Raw genomic sequence first — 18,502 nt, 5'->3', positions numbered from 1 at the left:
AAGTGATGGTAAACAAATGACAGATAACAAAACCTTGCTCACAGAGAGCCCAACTCTCTACATTGTGCCAACCCCAATCGGAAATTTGGGAGATATCACTCAAAGAGCAATTGAAATTTTATCAAGTGTCGATGTTATTGCAGCTGAAGACACACGCCACACGGGTAAGCTGCTTGCTCACTTCAATATATCAACCAGAACGTTCGCTTTACATGATCATAATGAACAAACTAAAGCGCAAGTTCTAGTCGAAAGGTTATTAGAAGGTCAGTCTATCGCATTAGTCTCTGATGCGGGTACTCCTTTAATCAGTGACCCAGGTTACCATCTTGTTTCACAATGTCGTCAAGCGGGTGTGAGAGTTGTGCCACTTCCTGGTGCTTGTGCAGTGATTACTGCGTTAAGTGCTTCTGGTTTACCGTCGGATCGCTTCAGCTTTGAAGGCTTCTTGCCACCAAAGAGCAAGGGTCGCAAAGATAAGTTCTTAGAGATCGCAAAAGCAGAGCGTACTTGTATCTTCTACGAATCACCGCACCGTATTACCGACTCTTTGCAAGATATGCTTGAAATCTTAGGCCCAGAACGCGAAGTTGTGTTGGCGCGCGAGCTGACCAAGACATTCGAAACCATCCAAGGGTTGCCACTCGGTGAACTTATTGAGTGGATTGAAGAAGATTCGAACCGTAAGCGCGGTGAGATGGTGCTGCTGATTCATGGTCACCGTGAAGAGGCGACTACAGAACTGCCAGACGAAGCAACTCGAACCCTTGGTATCCTAACCAAAGAATTGCCCCTTAAAAAAGCGGCAGCGATGACGGCAGAAATCTACAACTTGAAAAAGAACGCGTTATATAAGTGGGGCTTAGAGCATCTAGACAACTAGATTGCGCTTTATATTGTAGAAGCCCTCTACTGAAAAAGCTTCTGAGGAATGATGGTATTACCGTTATTCCTCTTTTTTTGTCTAGATTGTGTGAAATTCATGCATTTGCTCCGTAGTTTGCAGCATATTTGTGATCTCGCTAGACACTGCCCTTTAATGTCTATATAATCCGCCCCCGGAGTTGAACGGGTAATCGCTGCTTTGCTGATGTCCTTCGGGAGACTGACGTTGAGGTCCTTCGGGAAACTGACGTTGAAGTCCTTCGGGAGACTGGTAGAGGGGAGGAACGTCCGGGCTCCATAGAGCAGGGTGCCAGATAACGTCTGGGGGGCGCGAGCCCACGACAAGTGCAGCAGAGAGAAGACCGCCGATGGCCTCATTTCTTCGGAAGAGGCACAGGTAAGGCTGAAAGGGTGCGGTAAGAGCGCACCGTGCGGCTGGCAACAGTTCGTAGCAAGGTAAACTCCACCCGGAGCAAGATCAAATAGGCCCTCGCATTGCGCTGCTCGCGTATGGGGGCGGGTAGATTGCTTGAGCCTGTGAGCGATTGCAGGCCTAGACGAATGGTTACCGCCGCGCAAGCGGAACAGAACCCGGCGTACGTGTCAACTCCACCTATATAAAGAACCCATCATTACTTAACGGTAGTGATGGGTTTTTTGCTTTATATTGACGTAAATTATTTAGATTTCCTTAGAATCCTTCATCCTGATATGAGCTTGGGTCAAAAATTCCCAAAGCCTATACACAATATGGTGGAGATACGGCGTGAAATCAGTACACTAAAACGTTAATAGAACAAATTATTGCCGAACTAATGGCTCAATCCACTCACTGAGAAGACTATGACAGAAGCATTCAAACATATTTCAGTATTGCTTAACGAATCTATTGACGGACTTGCGATCAAACCTGACGGTACCTACATCGATGGTACTTTTGGCCGAGGTGGTCACAGCCGTACAATCCTGTCTAAACTGGGCGAGAATGGACGACTCTTTAGTATCGACCGCGATCCACAAGCGATTGCAGAAGCTCAGAAGATTGATGACTCTCGTTTTACGATTATTCACGGCCCATTCTCAGGTATGGCTGAATATGCAGAGCGTTATGACTTAGTCGGTCAAGTGGATGGTGTTTTACTGGATTTAGGTGTTTCTTCACCACAGCTAGATGATGCTGAACGTGGCTTTAGCTTCATGAAAGATGGCCCGCTAGACATGCGTATGGATCCAACAACGGGTATTCCGGTTTCTCAGTGGCTAGTTGATGCGGATCTTGATGACATTACATGGGTTATTCGTGAGTTCGGTGAAGACAAACACGCTCGTCGTATCGCGAAAGGCATCATTGCTTATCAAGAGAACGAAGAGAACGAACCGTTAACACGTACTGGCCAATTGGCTAAGCTTATCTCTGATGTCGCTCCAAAGAACTTTAAAGAGAAAAAGCATCCCGCGACACGTGCTTTCCAAGCATTCCGTATCTACATCAATAGCGAACTTGAAGAGATCGATACAGCTCTGAAAGGCGCAGCAAGTATTCTTGCTCCTCAAGGCCGTATTTCTGTTATCAGCTTTCACTCTCTTGAAGACCGTATGGTTAAGCGTTTCATCCGTAAAGAGAGCCAAGGACCACAAGTTCCTCACGGTTTGCCATTAACAGAAGATCAAATTAAAGCTTTAGGCAGTGCTGATCTAAAACCAGTAGGTAAAGCGATTAAGCCTTCTAAAGATGAAGTGGATGAGAATACTCGTTCACGTAGCTCAGTACTACGAATCGCAGAAAAGCTATAGTCAATGAAGACCTCCAAACCGAACTTAGCCAAGATAATATTTTTCGATTTGATCTCCGTGGGCAGGGTTCCATTGGTGATTCTTATTTGTATCTTTGCGAGTGCGATGGGGGTCGTTCTCACGACGCATATGTCACGCCAGGCGATTACGCAAAAAGACATGGCATTAGTTGAACGAGAACAGCTTGATGATGAGTGGCGAAATTTAATGCTTGAAGAGACAGCACTGGCTGAACATAGCCGCGTTCAAGCATCGGCAAAACGAGAGCTAGACATGAAACGTCCAGACTCTGATAAAGAAGTTGTGATCATACTGAAATGACCGGTAAAAAGGAAAAAGCACCCGCGAAAACCGTTAATAAATCAACGAAAGAGCGAGTGAAGAGCGAAAAGGATTCGGATCCAATTCTAATTAAATGGCGTTTTAACGTCGTTATTGCTTTCGTGTTTCTTGCCTTTGCTGCACTTGTTGGTCGTGTGGCTTACATCCAAATCATTGAACCAGATAACTTAATTCGTCAGGGTGACCTTCGCTCGGTACGTGTTAAGGCTATTCCTTCCGCCCGCGGCATTATCTCAGACCGCAATGGCGAACCGCTTGCTGTGAGTGTTCCAGTTGAAGCGGTATGGGCTGATCCGAAAACCATTTTCGATAAAAATGGTATGGCCCAAATTGATCGTTGGTATGCGTTAGCCGATGTACTTGGCCTAGAACGACAATCAATGATCGATAAGATCTCTAGCAACAAATCCCGCCGATTTATTTACCTGCAAAGACAAGTTAGCCCCGCGATGGCTAAGTATATTCGTGAACTAAAGCTGGTGGGTGTTGGCCTTAAAGCTGAATCCCGCCGCTATTATCCAGCAGGTGAAGTCAGTGCGCATCTTATCGGTGTGACCGGCATTGATGGGCACGGTTTGGAAGGCGTTGAACGCAGCTATGACAAATGGCTCACGGGCGAGGCGGGTAAGCGGACGATTCGTAAAGATCGCTATGGACGCGTTGTTGAAAACATTGCTTTAGAAGAGCGTGAAGAAGGCAAACCACTCGAATTAACGATCGATCAACGATTACAAGCCATTGCTTATCGCGCTATTAAGCAAGCCGTGGCCGATCACAAGGCGACTTCAGGCTCTGCTGTATTACTCGATGTAAAAACGGGTGCTGTGTTAGCCATGGTTAACGCCCCTTCTTATAATCCGAACAACCGCGCTGACTTACAAAGCTTCAAAATGCGTAACCGCGTTCTTACCGATGCTATGGAACCGGGTTCTACCGTGAAACCTTTTGTAGTTTTGGCGGCGCTAGAGAACGGTACTGCAGATCCTGATATCGTTATTGATACTGGCAATGGCATTATGCAGATTGGTGGTAGCCGCGTGCGAGACTCTTCCAAAGTTGGCAAGGCTGACTTAGCGCTGATCCTCAAAAAGTCGAGTAACATCGGCGTTGCGAAATTGGCGCTTAATATGCCACTTGAAGCTCTGCTTGGGATGTACAGTTCGGTTGGTCTAGGCGAGATGTCTGGGCTCAACTTGGTTGGTGAAACGAGCGGTATTTTTCCGAATCGCCGTCGTTGGTCAAAGTTTGAAATTGCTACTTTAGCGTTTGGCTATGGTTTGTCTGTTACACCAATGCAGTTGGCACATGCTTATGCGACGTTAGCTAACAAAGGTTTGTATGAGCCTATTCATATTATTAAGAGCAACGACCAAGATTTTTCTAAGCAAATCATCAAGCGCGAGAACGCTGAACTGGTTTTGAACATGCTCGAAGGGGTAACTCAAAAAGGTGGTACGGCGACAAGAGCCGCTGTTCCGGGTTACCGCGTTGCAGCCAAAACGGGTACTTCTCGTAAGGCTGAAGCGGGCGGCTACAGTGATGAATACATCGCGGTGACCGCAGGCTTTGCTCCAGTCAGTGACCCAAGAGTGGCGCTGGTTGTTGTAGTCAATGAGCCTCAAGGTGACCTTTACTATGGCGGTTCGGTCGCAGCCCCCGTTTTTTCTGAAATTATGAAGGGTGCACTGCAAATACTGAACGTCCCTGCTGATGAAAACAAGTTTCAAGAATAGAGCCAATCAGGATTCAATATGAGTAATAGCCTCACGCTGTCATCTTTACTTTCTCCTTGGGGAGACTTTCGTTCTCCTGAACTAGAATCGATTGCTGTTGAGCAGTTGGAATTGGATAGCCGAGCCATCAAGGAAGGTGATGTTTTTGTTGCCGTCGTCGGACATGCTGTCGATGGTCGTCGGTTTATCGACAAAGCGGTCGCTCAAGGTGCGAAAGCCGTCATTGCACAAGCTGGCGATGAGAAAGCTCATGGCTTGGTTGAGTGGTTAAACGCGGTTCCTGTGGCTTATGTTACAGACCTTAACTCAAGACTCTCTGAATTGGCTGGTCGTGTTTATTCTTCTCAAGCGACTAAGTTGATTGGTGTTACAGGCACCAACGGCAAAACCACCATCACTCAATTGATTGCTCAGTGGCTTGATCTTGTTGGTCAGCGTTCGGCGGTAATGGGCACCACAGGTAATGGCTTCTTAGATAATCTAAAAACCGCGGCTAACACCACAGGCAGTGCTATCGAAATACAGCGCACACTGAGTGAGTTAGCTGCAGAAAAAGCGGTTTATACCGCGATGGAAATATCCTCTCATGGTTTGGTGCAAAGTCGAGTAAAGGCTTTGGACTTTGAGGTAGGCGTATTTACTAACTTGAGTCGTGATCACCTTGATTACCATGGCACGATGGAAGAGTACGCATTGGCTAAGAAGATCTTGTTTACTCAGCACAAGTGCAAGCACGCTGTCATCAATGTTGATGATGAAATTGGCAAAGCTTGGATGTCAGATTTATCCAATGCCGTCGCAGTTTCACTATCACCGCTAACGGGCTATCAACAGTCAGTATGGGCGTCTGATGTCGCCTATGCAGAGACGGGCATCAAGCTCTCGTTTGATGGTCGTTGGGGGCAGGGGAAACTTTCTGTTCCATTGATTGGTCAGTTCAACGCCTCAAACGTACTGGTTGCTTTTGCTACTCTGCTTTCATTGGGTATCGACAAGCAAATATTAGTCGACACTGCACCTCAGCTTCAGCCTGTTATTGGTCGTATGGAACTGTTCCAAGTGCCGAGCAAAGCAAAAGTGGTTGTTGATTACGCTCATACGCCAGATGCGCTAGAGAAAGCCTTGGCAGCATTGCGTGTGCACTGCTCGGGAAAATTGTGGGCAATTTTTGGTTGCGGCGGAGATCGCGACACCGGTAAGCGTCCAATGATGGCGGTAACGGCGGAGCAGTTCGCAGATAAGATCATTATTTCAGATGACAATCCTCGCAGCGAAGATCCTGCACTGATTGTCAAAGACATGCTGGCTGGTTTAAGCGAACCGGAATCGGCGTTTGTCGAGCACGATCGCTACCAAGCGGTTAAGTTCGCTCTTGAGCAAGCAGGCAGTGATGACATTATTCTTTTGGCTGGCAAAGGCCATGAGGATTACCAAGTGTTGAAAGATAAAACGGTACATTACTCAGACCGAGAGTCTGCGCTACAACTTTTAGGTATTTCACAATGATTGATGTATCACTCGAACAGATTTACTTGGCTGTCAGCGGTGAGTTGATTGAGGCTAACAACTCGAACAATGAGGTAATTAATGCCGTTTCAACCGACACTCGAACAGTCGAAGAAGGCGCATTGTTTGTTGCTATTGTTGGTGAACGTTTCGATGCTCATGACTTTTGTCATCAGGCGGTTGAAGCGAATGCGAGCGCGTTGTTAGTCGAACGAAAACTTGACCTAAATATTACCCAAGTTGTTGTTGAAGACACTAAACTTGCTTTAGGTCAGCTAAGTGCTTGGATCCACAAACAATGTAATGTTCCAACCATGGCGATTACTGGCAGTTGTGGCAAAACGACTGTAAAAGAGATGGTGGCAAGTATTCTACAACAACGTGGCAAGGTGCTGTTTACAGCAGGTAACTTCAATAATGATATTGGTGTGCCATTGACCTTGCTTCGTAGTGAACCAAACGACGACTATGCTGTGATCGAATTAGGTGCTAACCATATTGGTGAGATCGCTTATACCACCCAGCTTGTGAAACCACAGGTGGCATTAGTCAATAATGTAGCCGCGGCGCATTTAGAAGGCTTTGGTTCTATCGATGGCGTGAAACAAGCGAAAGGTGAGATCTTTCAGGGTCTTGCTGCCGGCGATACTGCTATTGTTAACTTAGAGAGCAATGGTGGTGACTTTTGGAATGAAGTACTTGCGGATAAAACGGTACTGACATTTTCTGAAAGTAGCTGTGAAGCCGATTATTTTGCTGAAAATATCGAAATCAACGATCAAGGCGAAGCCTGCTTTGATATGCAAACGCCACAAGGTACAGCGGCTGTTGAACTTGGGATTATCGGTCAGCATAACGTAGCGAATGCGTTGGCTGCAGCAGCGTTGAGCATTCAATTTGGTGCAACGCTTGATGAAATAAAAAATGGTTTAGCGAATCTTATCTCGGTTAAAGGACGAGTTGAGGTTCAGCAATTAAGTCAGAATATCAAGCTGATAGATGATAGTTATAACGCCAGCGTACCTGCAATGAAGGCGGCAGCTAAATTGTTGTCGAGCTTCAAAGGTCAACGTTGGCTGATTTTAGGCAATATGGCTGAATTAGGCGACGAAAGTCTTGCACTTCACCGTCAAGTCGGTGAATATGCTGCCCCATTCGCTTTTGAGCATGTACTCACTTACGGTAATGATACCAAGGTGATTAGTGAGGTCTGTAATGGGACACACTTTGCAACGCATCAAGCGATGATCGCACACATAGAGCAGCAATTATGCTTGCCAGAAAACGCGTCTCATACTTTGTTAGTTAAAGGCGCAAATAGTGCAGGAATGAGTAAAATAGCCGCTGCTTTAAAGGAGAACTTTTCATGATAATTTGGCTTGCAGAGCTACTACAGCCACACCTTTCTTTTTTCCGTTTGTTCGAATACCTATCGTTTCGTGCAATCGCGAGTATTTTGACGGCTTTATGTCTGTCGCTGTGGATGGGACCTCGTTTAATTGAGCGTCTGCAAATGCTACAAATTGGCCAAGTTGTTCGTAATGACGGCCCTGAATCTCACTTTAGCAAACGTGGTACACCAACCATGGGTGGCGTGATGATCCTTGCTGCGATCATTATTACGGTATTAATGTGGGCTGACCTTTCTAACCCTTACGTTTGGGCTGTACTGGTTGTCCTCGGCGGTTACGGTGCGGTCGGCTTTGTTGACGATTACCGTAAAGTCGTTCGTAAAAATACAGACGGCTTGATTGCTCGTTGGAAGTACTTTTGGCAATCTGCGATTGCATTGGTTGTCGCGTTTGCTCTATACGCTCACGGACACGATACTGCGGCAACACAATTGGTTGTTCCTTTCTTTAAAGATGTGATGCCACAGTTAGGCTTGTTCTACATAGTGCTAACGTACTTTGTTATTGTGGGTACCAGTAACGCGGTAAACCTAACGGACGGCCTAGATGGTTTGGCAATTATGCCAACGGTTATGGTTGCGGCTGGCTTTGCTGTGATTGCATGGGCGACAGGTAACGTTAACTTCGCGGCATACTTACACATTCCATATATCCCATACACCTCTGAACTGGTTGTGGTTTGTACGGCTATCGTGGGTGCTGGTCTTGGTTTTCTATGGTTCAACACTTACCCAGCCCAAGTATTCATGGGCGATGTGGGCTCTCTTGCACTTGGTGGTGCACTGGGGGTGATCGCTGTGTTAGTTCGCCAAGAATTGGTATTGGTTATCATGGGCGGTGTGTTTGTAATGGAGACCTTGTCAGTTATTTTGCAGGTAGGCTCTTACAAATTGCGTGGTCAGCGTATTTTCCGCATGGCACCGATTCATCACCACTACGAACTTAAAGGTTGGCCGGAGCCGCGTGTAATCGTGCGCTTTTGGATCATCTCAATGGTATTAGTATTGGTTGGCCTAGCGACACTGAAAGTTCGTTAATTCTATGTGAGCCTCAGATTAGAGGCTCTTTAAAACTATTAAGAGCATCTTGTTTAAATGGAACGTTGGCAAAATATTCAAAATGTAGTGGTTGTGGGGCTCGGTATTACCGGGCTCTCTGTCGTTAAACATCTCGTAAAATATCAACCTCACACACATGTGAAGGTGATTGATACTCGCGAGCTACCACCGGGCAGAGAATCTTTGCCTGAATCGGTAGAACTGCATTCTGGAAGTTGGAATAGCCAATGGTTAGCGGGAGCGGATTTAGTCGTTGCTAACCCGGGTATCGCCTTAGCGACCCCTGAAATACAAGATGTTATTCAAGCGGGTGTTCCGGTTGTTGGTGATATTGAACTGTTTGGCTGGGCGGTAGACAAACCCGTTGTGGCAATAACAGGATCCAATGGTAAGAGTACGGTGACCGATCTAACGGGTGTGCTTGCTAAGGCTGCTGGTCTTAACGTTGGTGTCGGTGGCAACATCGGTATTCCGGCCTTAGATCTTTTAGAGCTTGATGCCGATCTATATGTCCTTGAGCTCTCAAGCTTTCAGTTAGAGACAACATCTAGCTTGAACCTAGCAGCGGCGGCCTTTTTGAATTTGTCAGAAGATCATATGGATCGCTACCAAGGCATGGCCGATTACCGCGATGCTAAGTTAAGAATCTTTAACAATGCTCAGTGCGCGATTGTAAACCGCGACGACAAAGAAACTTATCCAGATCACGAGATGCAGGTAGTGACATTTGGTCTCGATGACCAAGAGTTTGGTGTGGCAACAATTGATGGCACTGAATGGCTAATCGATAACGCTAAGTCAGTACTTCCTACCCAAGATTTGACATTGGTTGGACGTCATAATGTGGCGAATGCGTTAGTCTCGTTGGCACTACTTAAGCTAGTCGGTATCGATTACAACAAAAGCCTTGAAGCTTTGAAAACCTACAACGGTTTAACTCATCGTTGCCAAGTGGTGGCAGATAAACGCGCTATCAAATGGGTTAACGACTCGAAAGCAACCAATGTAGCCAGCACATTAGCCGCTTTGTCGGGGCTAGAGTACCAAGGTACTTTATATCTTTTGGTTGGTGGCGTGGGTAAAGGTGCCGATTTCAGTGAGCTTGAACCTGTGTTGTCACAGCTAGAGCGTGTTCAACTGTGTTGCTTCGGTGAAGATGCAGCGCAATTTATGCCATTACATCCATCGGCGAAGACGTTTGATACCATGCGTGACATCATCGAGAGTATCTCTGCACAACTAGCCTCGGGTGACATGGTGATGTTGTCTCCTGCGTGTGCGAGCTTCGATCAATTTAATAACTTCATGGCGAGAGGTGATGCGTTCACTGACCTTGCTCATGAGTATGCCTAACGTGTTGAAGGACTAACATTCAGTGCAAAGAGTGAAAGAGATTAATCAATCCATTTGGCAATGGCTAAACCGTGCCACACCAGAGGCGCTCTACGATCGTCAGTTGGTTTGGATTGCTCTTGGACTGATGCTGACCGGATTGGTGATGGTGACGTCTGCTTCGTTCCCAATCAGTGCTCGTTTAACCGATCAGCCGTTTCACTTTATGTTCCGCCATGCCATTTTTCTTGTGTTGGCGTTAATCGTATCCAGCGTCATATTGCAAATTCCAATGAAGCGTTGGTTTCAATACAGTATGTACCTATTGGGCTTATCTTTCTTTTTGCTGGTCGTGGTATTGGCTGTCGGTAAGTCAGTTAATGGTGCATCGCGCTGGATCCCTCTTGGATTATTTAACTTACAACCCGCTGAAGTCGCTAAGTTATCGCTGTTTATCTTTATGGCGGGTTATTTAGTTCGTAAACAAGACGAAGTGAGAAAAACCTTCTTCGGTGGCTTTGGTAAACCGATCATGGTATTCGGTGCTTTTGCTGTGTTACTACTTGGCCAGCCCGATTTAGGTACGGTAGTTGTAATGCTGGTGACCTTGTTCGGTATGCTATTTATCGCAGGCGCCAAGCTTTCACAGTTTATTGCCTTGATGGTGGCGGGTATTGCCGCGGTCGTTGGATTGATTGTAATAGAACCTTATCGTGTTCGACGTGTGACCTCATTCTGGGAACCTTGGAATGACCCGTTCGGCAGTGGTTACCAGTTAACCCAATCATTGATGGCGTTTGGCCGCGGTGATTGGATGGGGCAAGGCCTTGGTAACTCAGTTCAAAAGTTAGAATATTTGCCAGAAGCACATACCGATTTTGTGTTTGCTGTATTAGCAGAAGAGCTAGGCTTTGTTGGTGTAACTTTAGTGCTGATTCTTATTTTTAGTTTGGTACTGAAAGCGATTTTAATTGGCAAGAAAGCATTTGAGAACGACCAGTTATTCAGCGGTTATCTTGCCTTTGGTATTGGTATTTGGTTTGCATTTCAGACGCTTGTTAACGTAGGTGCCGCTTCAGGTATTGTTCCAACTAAAGGTCTAACATTGCCGTTGATCAGTTACGGTGGATCAAGTCTCATCGTGATGTCTGTTGCGGTTTCAATGCTATTACGCATTGATCACGAATGTCGGGTGCAACAAAAAGAACAAGCCGATAATCAAAACGAATTAGTAGAATAAGAATCTAACGTGATGAAACAAAACAAAAAACTTTTAGTGATGGCTGGTGGTACTGGCGGTCATGTTTTCCCTGGCTTAGCGGTGGCTAAAAAGCTACAGCAACAAGGTTGGGAAATTCGCTGGTTAGGAACTGCAGACAGAATGGAAGCGGATTTGGTACCAAAGCATGGTATTGAAATCGATTTCATTAAAGTGAAAGGCCTGCGTGGTCAAGGCATTAGCAAATTAATTAAAGCTCCATTCCAGATTATTAATGCCATACTTCAAGCAAGGCAACACATTAAAGCGTGGCAGCCGGATGTGGTACTTGGTATGGGTGGTTATGTCAGTGGCCCCGGTGGGATAGCGGCATGGTTGTCTGGTATTCCAGTAGTTTTGCATGAACAAAACGCGGTGGCAGGTTTAACCAACCAATGGCTCTCTAAAATTGCTAAAAAGGTTTTCCAGGCTTTCCCAGGTGCTTTTCCTACTGCTGAAGTTGTGGGTAATCCAGTGCGTGAAGATGTGGTTAGCCTTCCTGAACCAGAACTTCGCCTTGCAAAGCGTGAAGGCGATATTCGTATCTTGGTCATGGGCGGCAGTCAGGGCGCTAAAATTCTGAACGATACCTTGCCGGTTACCATGGCACAGCTTGGCGAGGGCTTCACGGTGATGCACCAAGCCGGAAAGAACAATCAACAACAAGTGATTGAACAATACAAATCACATTCTGTAGGTAATGTTCAAGTAACTGAATTTATTGATGATGTGGCGCAAGCTTATGAATGGGCAGATCTATTAGTTTGTCGTTCAGGTGCATTGACCGTATCTGAAGTGTCAGCCGCTGGTGTTGGCTCTATCTTTGTTCCATTTATGCATAAAGATAGGCAGCAAGCGTTGAATGCTGATCACTTAGTTGAATGTGGCGCGGCGTTAATGATTGAACAGCCTCAACTGACGGCTGATAAGCTAGCGAATGCTATCGCTCAGTTAGATAGAAATGAATTGAAAATGATGGCAACAAAAGCTCGTCAAGCAGCCAAGCTTGATGCTGATGTTACTGTCGCTGAAGCAATTAAAGCTTTAGCAAAATAATGAGATTGAATTGATGACGATTGAACATACCCAAGACTTAGCGCAAATCCGTGCAATGGTGCCAGAGATGCGCCGTGTTAAATCTATCCACTTTATTGGTATTGGTGGTGCCGGAATGAGCGGGATTGCTGAAGTCTTGCTAAATGAAGGCTACCAGATTACGGGTTCTGATATTGCTCAAAACCCAGTGACCGATCGTTTAGTTAGCAAGGGCGCTATTGTTTATATTGGCCACCAAGCAAGTAATGTTGCCGATGCTAGTGTGGTGGTGGTTTCAACCGCTATCAACGAAGAGAATCCTGAGATTGTTGCTGCTCGTGAATCACGCACTCCTATCGTTCGTCGTGCTGAAATGCTGGCTGAACTGATGCGTTTTCGTCATGGTATTGCTGTGGCAGGTACGCACGGTAAAACAACCACAACCGCGCTTGTCACTCAGATTTACTCGGAAGCAGGCTTGGATCCAACCTTCGTAAACGGCGGTTTGGTGAAGAGTGTGGGTACTAATGCTCGCTTAGGTTCGAGTCGTATTCTTATCGCTGAAGCTGACGAAAGCGATGCGTCATTCCTACATTTGCAACCCATGGTTAGTATCGTGACTAACATTGAAGCTGACCACATGGATACCTATGGTGGCGATTTCGAAACGTTAAAGCAGACGTTTATTGATTTCTTACACAACCTGCCATTCTATGGTCAGGCTGTGATGTGTGTTGATGATCCTGTCGTACGTGAGCTTATTCCTCAAGTTAGCCGCCAAGTCATTACATACGGCTTCTCAGAAGACGCTGATATCCGCATTGAGAATTACGTACAACAAGGTCAGCAAGGCAAATTCACAGTTGTACGTGAAGGCAAAGCTAACCTTAATATCACATTGAACATTCCGGGTCGTCATAACGCGCTGAATGCATCCGCGGCGATCGCGGTTGCTACTGAAGATGACATCAGTGATGAAGCTATTCTAAAAGCAATGGCTGGAACGGAAGGTACAGGTCGTCGTTTTGAACACCTTGGTGAATACGAAACCGGTAAAGGCGTTGCAATGTTGGTTGATGATTATGGTCATCACCCAACTGAAGTGGATGTAACTATTCAAGCCGCACGCAGTGGCTGGACTGACAAGCGTCTTGTGATGATATTCCAACCACACCGCTACAGCCGAACGCGCGACCTGTATGATGACTTTGCAAACGTTCTTGAGCAGGTAGATGTTCTCATCTTGTTGGACGTGTACTCTGCCGGTGAGAAACCTATTGCAGGTGCTGACGGGCGTTCATTGAGTCGAACTATTCGTGGGCGTGGTAAGATTGATCCAATCTTTGTTGCTGATATCAACACGCTGCCATCGGTTCTCGCGAACGTAATTCAAGGCGGAGACCTTGTTTTAACGCAAGGTGCAGGTGATGTAGGTCGTGTAGCGAAGCAACTTGAATCGTTACAATTAGACATTAATAAAATGCAGAACGCGTAACAGAATACTGTCTACAGACTGTGGTTGAGCGCTCACTTCTTGCGATTGACCTAAAATTGACCAAAAATCTTATTATCAACGTTTGATAGTTTGATTTTGCTCAGTATAATTCATAGGTTAAAGTAAGTGCTTTTACCTCTATTACAAAATAGGGAATAGAATTGCGAACCAACGACAGGGAATGCGGGCTTTGGTAGAAAGTGCTTTTAGCGAAAACCGCCACCTATTCAGTTTACCATCACTTAAGAAACACGCCCTAGGTGGGTCTTTTTTTGTAGTGGTATTGCTATTCATTGGGTTTCTTTTCTATACCACACTGACTTGGATGTGGGACGATCAGCGATTGCCTCTTTCCAAAATAGTACTTCAAGGCGATTTAACTTACGTGACCGCTGGTGATGTTCAGCATGCTTTTGGCGAGCTAGAACATATTGGAACATTCATGTCGCAAGACATCGGTGTGTTGCAAGACAGTTTAGAAGCATTGCCTTGGGTATCTGTTGTCTCTATTCGTAAGCAGTGGCCAGACACAATAAAAGTATTTTTGACCGAATACCACGCGGCAGCAATCTGGAATGGCAACATGTTGCTGAATGAGAATGGTCAGGTGTTCAATGGTGATATCGGCCTTTTGAAGGGCGATAGAGTCAAGCTTTACGGCCCAGACGGCACCAGCCAAAAAGTGATAGAAAAATGGCGACAGATAACCCCTTTGATTAACAGTCTTGGGTTAACCGTTACCTCGCTCGTTCTCAATGAGCGTCGCGCTTGGCAAATAATCCTAGATAACGGTATTCGTTTAGAACTAGGTAAAGATTCTTTAGATGAGCGTGTTGAACGCTTCATTTCGCTTTACAACGAATTAGGTAGTAAGGCGAATCAAGTGAGCTACATCGACCTCAGGTATGATACGGGAGCCGCTGTAGGCTGGTTTCCAGAGCAATAGTTAAAAGAGAGCACAGATGACTAAGACCGCAGATGACAACTTAATCGTTGGTCTTGATATAGGCACTGCGACCATATCCGCTCTGGTTGGTGAAATATTGCCTGATGGTCAAATCAATATCATTGGATCAGGGCAAAGCCCATCCAGAGGTATGGATAAAGGTGGTGTAAACGACCTAGAGTCGGTAGTTAAGTCGGTTCAGCGAGCCATTGATCAAGCAGAGTTGATGGCGGAATGCCAAATCAGCAATGTGTTTATCTCGCTATCGGGCAAACATATCGCAAGCCGAATTGAAAAAGGCATGGGCACTATTTCAGATGAAGAGGTGTCTCAAGACGATATGGATCGAGCGATCCATACCGCGAAATCAATTAAAATAGGTGATGAGCAGAGAATTCTGCACGTGATTCCACAAGAATTTACCATCGATTACCAAGAAGGGATTAAGAATCCGCTTGGTTTATCTGGTGTTCGAATGGAAGTCAGTGTTCACCTAATTTCTTGCCATAGCGACATGGCGAGAAACATTATTAAAGCTGTTGAACGATGTGGTCTCACTGTAGAGCAAATCGTGTTTTCAGGACTTGCCTCAAGTAATGCGGTAATTACTGACGACGAGAGAGAGCTTGGAGTATGTGTTGTTGATATTGGTGCCGGTACGATGGATATCTCCATTTGGACTGGCGGCGCACTGCGACACACAGAAGTCTTTTCCTACGCAGGAAATGCAGTAACCAGTGATATTGCCTTCGCTTTCGGCACGCCAGTGAGCGATGCTGAAGAGATAAAAGTAAACCATGGTTGCGCTCTGAGTGAACTCGTAAGCAAGGATGATTCTGTTAACGTCCCTAGTGTAGGTGGCCGTCCATCGAGAAGTTTGCAACGACAAACTTTGTCGGAAGTGATTGAACCACGTTACACTGAACTTATGGGCCTCGTTAACCAAACTATTGATACGGTTCAATTACAGCTACGAGATGAAGGTATTAAACACCACCTTGCAGCTGGCGTCGTTCTCACTGGTGGAGCGGCTCAAATTGACGGATTAGTAGAGTGTGCGGAACGCGTTTTCCGCAATCAAGTTCGAGTTGGTAAGCCATTAGAAGTTAGTGGCTTAACTGATTATGTTAAAGAGCCGTATCATTCTACGGCGGTTGGTTTACTTCATTACGCAAGAGATTGTCAGATAAGTGATGAGGGTGATTACAGCGAACCTAAGCGTTCAGCACCTTCTATGTCAGGCTTGTTTGGTAAATTGCGTAATTGGATACAAAAAGAGTTTTAACCTGAGTTGCAGGAAAAAACGGAGATAACACATGTTTGAACCGATGATGGAAATGTCTGACGATGCAGTAATTAAAGTCGTTGGAGTTGGTGGCGGTGGCGGTAACGCTGTTGAGCACATGGTACGTGAGTCAATCGAAGGCGTAGAATTCATCAGTGTTAACACTGATGCTCAAGCTCTTCGTAAAACAAGCGTGAGCAGCGTGATCCAAATTGGTGGTGATATCACTAAAGGTTTGGGCGCTGGTGCAAACCCACAAGTAGGCCGTGATGCAGCTCTCGAAGATCGAGAAAGAATTAAAGAAGTTCTAACTGGCGCCGATATGGTATTTATCGCAGCTGGTATGGGCGGTGGTACTGGTACTGGTGCTGCTCCAGTTATTGCTGAAGTTGCGAAAGAGCTTGGTGTGCTAACGGTTGCTGTTGTAACTAAGCCATTTAGCTTTGAAGGCAAAAAGCGTTTAGCGTTTGCTGAGCAAGGTATTGAAGAGCTTTCTAAACATGTGGATTCTTTAATTACGATTCCAAATGAAAAGCTACTTAAAGTACTTGGCCGTGGTGTAACACTGCTTGAAGCTTTCGCAAGTGCAAATGATGTACTTAAAAACGCTGTACAAGGTATCGCAGAGCTAATTACTCGCCCTGGTATGATTAACGTCGATTTCGCGGATGTTCGCACCGTAATGTCTGAGATGGGTCATGCAATGATGGGTAGCGGTATCGCAAAAGGTGAAGACCGTGCTGAAGAAGCTGCTGAAACAGCAATTTCTAGCCCACTACTAGAAGACATCGACCTAGCTGGCGCGCGTGGCGTTCTTGTGAACATCACAGCAGGCCTAGATATGCGTCTAGATGAGTTCGAAACTGTGGGTAATACAGTTAAGGCATTCGCTTCTGATAACGCAACTGTCGTGATTGGTACTTCTCTAGATCCTGATATGACGGATGAAATCCGTGTAACTGTTGTTGCAACAGGTATCGGAACAGAGAAAAAACCAGACATCACATTAGTTGCTGGTGGAAAAGCAAAAGTTGCACCAACTCCTCAACCACAGGTAGCGGCTCAAACTGCACCAAAAGTGGAAGAGAAAGTGGCACAACCATTGCAACAAAAAACTGAGGTTAAACCTCAAGTTAAACCACAGCCAACAACGTTACCTGTTTCTTCAGGTACAGGCGCTAGCCAAAGTGCTGCACCTAAAGCTGAGAAAGAGAGTGGATACTTAGATATTCCAGCATTCTTACGACGTCAGGCTGATTAACAAATACCCAAAATTTGACTATCGTCGAATTAATGGTAAAATTCGCGGTCGGTAAATACTGACCGTGATTTGTAGCACTGATAAGAGGCAAGCAGATGATCAGACAACGTACTCTGAAAGAAATTGTGAAAACAACTGGTGTGGGTCTCCACTCTGGTCGTAAAGTCACACTTACTCTTCGCCCTGCAGCTGCAAATACAGGTATTGTTTATCGTCGTACTGATGTAAATCCACCTGTAGATTTCCCAGCTGATCCAGCATCAGTTCGTGACACTATGCTATGTACTGCTCTTGTTAATGACGAAGGCATACGTATCTCTACAGTGGAGCACCTTAACGCAGCTTTAGCGGGTATGGGCATCGACAACATTATTGTTGAAGTAGATGCACCAGAGATTCCAATTATGGATGGTAGCGCAAGCCCATTCGTATATTTGCTACAGCAAGCGGGTGTAGAAACACTGAATGCAGCGAAGCGTTTTATTCGAATCAAAAAGCCTATCCGTTTTGAAGATGGCGATAAATGGGCAGAGTTTGTTCCATTTAACGGCTTCCGTATGGACTTTGAGATCGACTTTAACCACCCAGCAATTGAATCTGATGAGCAACGTTTGTTGTTTGATTTCTCTTCACAAGGTTTTGTGAAGCAGATTTCACGCGCTCGTACTTTCGGTTTCATGCGTGATATTGAATATCTACAATCTCAAAACTTAGTACTTGGCGGTAGCTTCGATAATGCTATCGTACTTGACGAATACCGAATTCTTAATGAAGAAGGTCTGCGTTTTGATAATGAGTTTGTCACTCATAAAGTACTCGACGCGATTGGTGACCTTTACATGTGTGGACACGCTATTATTGGTGAGTTCCGTGCATACAAATCAGGTCATGGCCTAAACAACCAACTACTACGTGCAGTACTTGCTGACGCAGAAGCTTGGGAGTGGGCAACATTCGAAGAAGAAGTGGGCTCTCCTGTTGCATTTGCAGAACCAGGAATGGTTTTAGCGTAATTGTTGCTTACAACAATATAAGATTTCGAAAACCAGGTCATCGACCTGGTTTTTTTGTATCTATTTTCCAGATACAGTGTCATCAACATCCGAAAGTTGCCTACTAAAGAGCTGTTGTTTGGCTATTCCATCAGCAATTAGAAAGAA

Annotated in this window: 15 protein-coding genes and 1 other RNA gene; all 16 read left to right on the top strand. The window is 45.6% G+C overall.

Annotated features, from left to right (window positions below; all coding sequences use genetic code 11):
* The first annotated feature begins 16 nt into the window (after positions 1–16).
* The 16 genes from rsmI (at position 17) to lpxC (ending at position 18,355) form a co-directional block, all read left to right on the top strand.
* Positions 17–883: a 16S rRNA (cytidine(1402)-2'-O)-methyltransferase gene (gene rsmI / locus OCV36_RS13670; protein WP_102553848.1), complete on the top strand. Its 867-nt coding sequence runs from the start codon at positions 17–19 to the stop codon at positions 881–883.
* A 177-nt stretch (positions 884–1,060) separates the two neighbouring features.
* Positions 1,061–1,500, top strand: an RNA gene (rnpB, locus tag OCV36_RS13665) — RNase P RNA component class A.
* 228 nt (positions 1,501–1,728) lie between these two features.
* Positions 1,729–2,679 carry a 16S rRNA (cytosine(1402)-N(4))-methyltransferase RsmH gene (gene rsmH / locus OCV36_RS13660; protein ID WP_135456226.1) on the top strand — a complete coding sequence of 317 codons (951 nt, stop codon included), beginning with the start codon at positions 1,729–1,731 and terminating at the stop codon, positions 2,677–2,679.
* A 3-nt stretch (positions 2,680–2,682) separates the two neighbouring features.
* The gene (gene ftsL, locus OCV36_RS13655; RefSeq protein ID WP_017072814.1) at positions 2,683–3,000 is read left to right on the top strand and encodes a cell division protein FtsL; all 318 of its coding nucleotides are present in this window, start codon (positions 2,683–2,685) and stop codon (positions 2,998–3,000) included.
* Positions 2,997–4,754 carry a peptidoglycan glycosyltransferase FtsI gene (locus OCV36_RS13650; protein ID WP_017072815.1) on the top strand — a complete coding sequence of 586 codons (1,758 nt, stop codon included), beginning with the start codon at positions 2,997–2,999 and terminating at the stop codon, positions 4,752–4,754. The genes ftsL and OCV36_RS13650 overlap by 4 nt, the downstream gene beginning before the upstream one ends.
* An 18-nt stretch (positions 4,755–4,772) precedes the next feature.
* Positions 4,773–6,260, top strand: coding sequence for a UDP-N-acetylmuramoyl-L-alanyl-D-glutamate--2,6-diaminopimelate ligase (gene murE, locus OCV36_RS13645; RefSeq protein ID WP_017072816.1), 1,488 nt, complete (start codon positions 4,773–4,775; stop codon positions 6,258–6,260).
* Positions 6,257–7,630, top strand: coding sequence for a UDP-N-acetylmuramoyl-tripeptide--D-alanyl-D-alanine ligase (locus tag OCV36_RS13640; protein WP_135456228.1), 1,374 nt, complete (start codon positions 6,257–6,259; stop codon positions 7,628–7,630). The genes murE and OCV36_RS13640 overlap by 4 nt, the downstream gene beginning before the upstream one ends.
* Positions 7,627–8,709: a phospho-N-acetylmuramoyl-pentapeptide-transferase gene (mraY, locus tag OCV36_RS13635; protein ID WP_017072818.1), complete on the top strand. Its 1,083-nt coding sequence runs from the start codon at positions 7,627–7,629 to the stop codon at positions 8,707–8,709. Before OCV36_RS13640 ends, mraY begins: the two co-directional genes overlap by 4 nt.
* Positions 8,710–8,766: 57 nt before the next feature.
* Positions 8,767–10,083 carry a UDP-N-acetylmuramoyl-L-alanine--D-glutamate ligase gene (gene murD, locus OCV36_RS13630; protein ID WP_135456230.1) on the top strand — a complete coding sequence of 439 codons (1,317 nt, stop codon included), beginning with the start codon at positions 8,767–8,769 and terminating at the stop codon, positions 10,081–10,083.
* A gap of 22 nt (positions 10,084–10,105) precedes the next feature.
* Entirely contained in the window at positions 10,106–11,302 is a 1,197-nt protein-coding gene (ftsW, locus tag OCV36_RS13625; protein ID WP_102513244.1) for a cell division protein FtsW, read from the top strand.
* 12 nt (positions 11,303–11,314) lie between these two features.
* Positions 11,315–12,376, top strand: coding sequence for an undecaprenyldiphospho-muramoylpentapeptide beta-N-acetylglucosaminyltransferase (murG, locus tag OCV36_RS13620; protein WP_135456281.1), 1,062 nt, complete (start codon positions 11,315–11,317; stop codon positions 12,374–12,376).
* Positions 12,377–12,389: 13 nt separating this feature from the next.
* A complete protein-coding gene (gene murC, locus OCV36_RS13615; RefSeq protein WP_135456232.1) occupies positions 12,390–13,850 on the top strand; it encodes a UDP-N-acetylmuramate--L-alanine ligase in 1,461 nt (486 codons plus the stop codon).
* A gap of 190 nt (positions 13,851–14,040) precedes the next feature.
* The gene (locus tag OCV36_RS13610; protein ID WP_029224737.1) at positions 14,041–14,796 is read left to right on the top strand and encodes a cell division protein FtsQ/DivIB; all 756 of its coding nucleotides are present in this window, start codon (positions 14,041–14,043) and stop codon (positions 14,794–14,796) included.
* Positions 14,797–14,812: 16 nt separating this feature from the next.
* Positions 14,813–16,081 carry a cell division protein FtsA gene (gene ftsA / locus OCV36_RS13605; protein ID WP_017072823.1) on the top strand — a complete coding sequence of 423 codons (1,269 nt, stop codon included), beginning with the start codon at positions 14,813–14,815 and terminating at the stop codon, positions 16,079–16,081.
* Positions 16,082–16,112: 31 nt separating this feature from the next.
* Positions 16,113–17,342 (top strand): cell division protein FtsZ, encoded by a 1,230-nt coding sequence (ftsZ, locus tag OCV36_RS13600; RefSeq protein ID WP_135456233.1) that lies wholly within the window; start codon positions 16,113–16,115, stop codon positions 17,340–17,342.
* A gap of 95 nt (positions 17,343–17,437) precedes the next feature.
* Entirely contained in the window at positions 17,438–18,355 is a 918-nt protein-coding gene (gene lpxC, locus OCV36_RS13595) for a UDP-3-O-acyl-N-acetylglucosamine deacetylase (protein ID WP_017072825.1), read from the top strand.
* The last annotated feature ends 147 nt before the right edge of the window (positions 18,356–18,502 follow it).

This window comes from Vibrio echinoideorum (genome assembly GCF_024347455.1).
GTDB classification, from domain to species: domain Bacteria; phylum Pseudomonadota; class Gammaproteobacteria; order Enterobacterales; family Vibrionaceae; genus Vibrio; species Vibrio echinoideorum.
The sequence above is the reverse complement of the archived record's forward strand: the minus strand, read 5'-3'. Positions and strand labels throughout refer to the sequence as shown.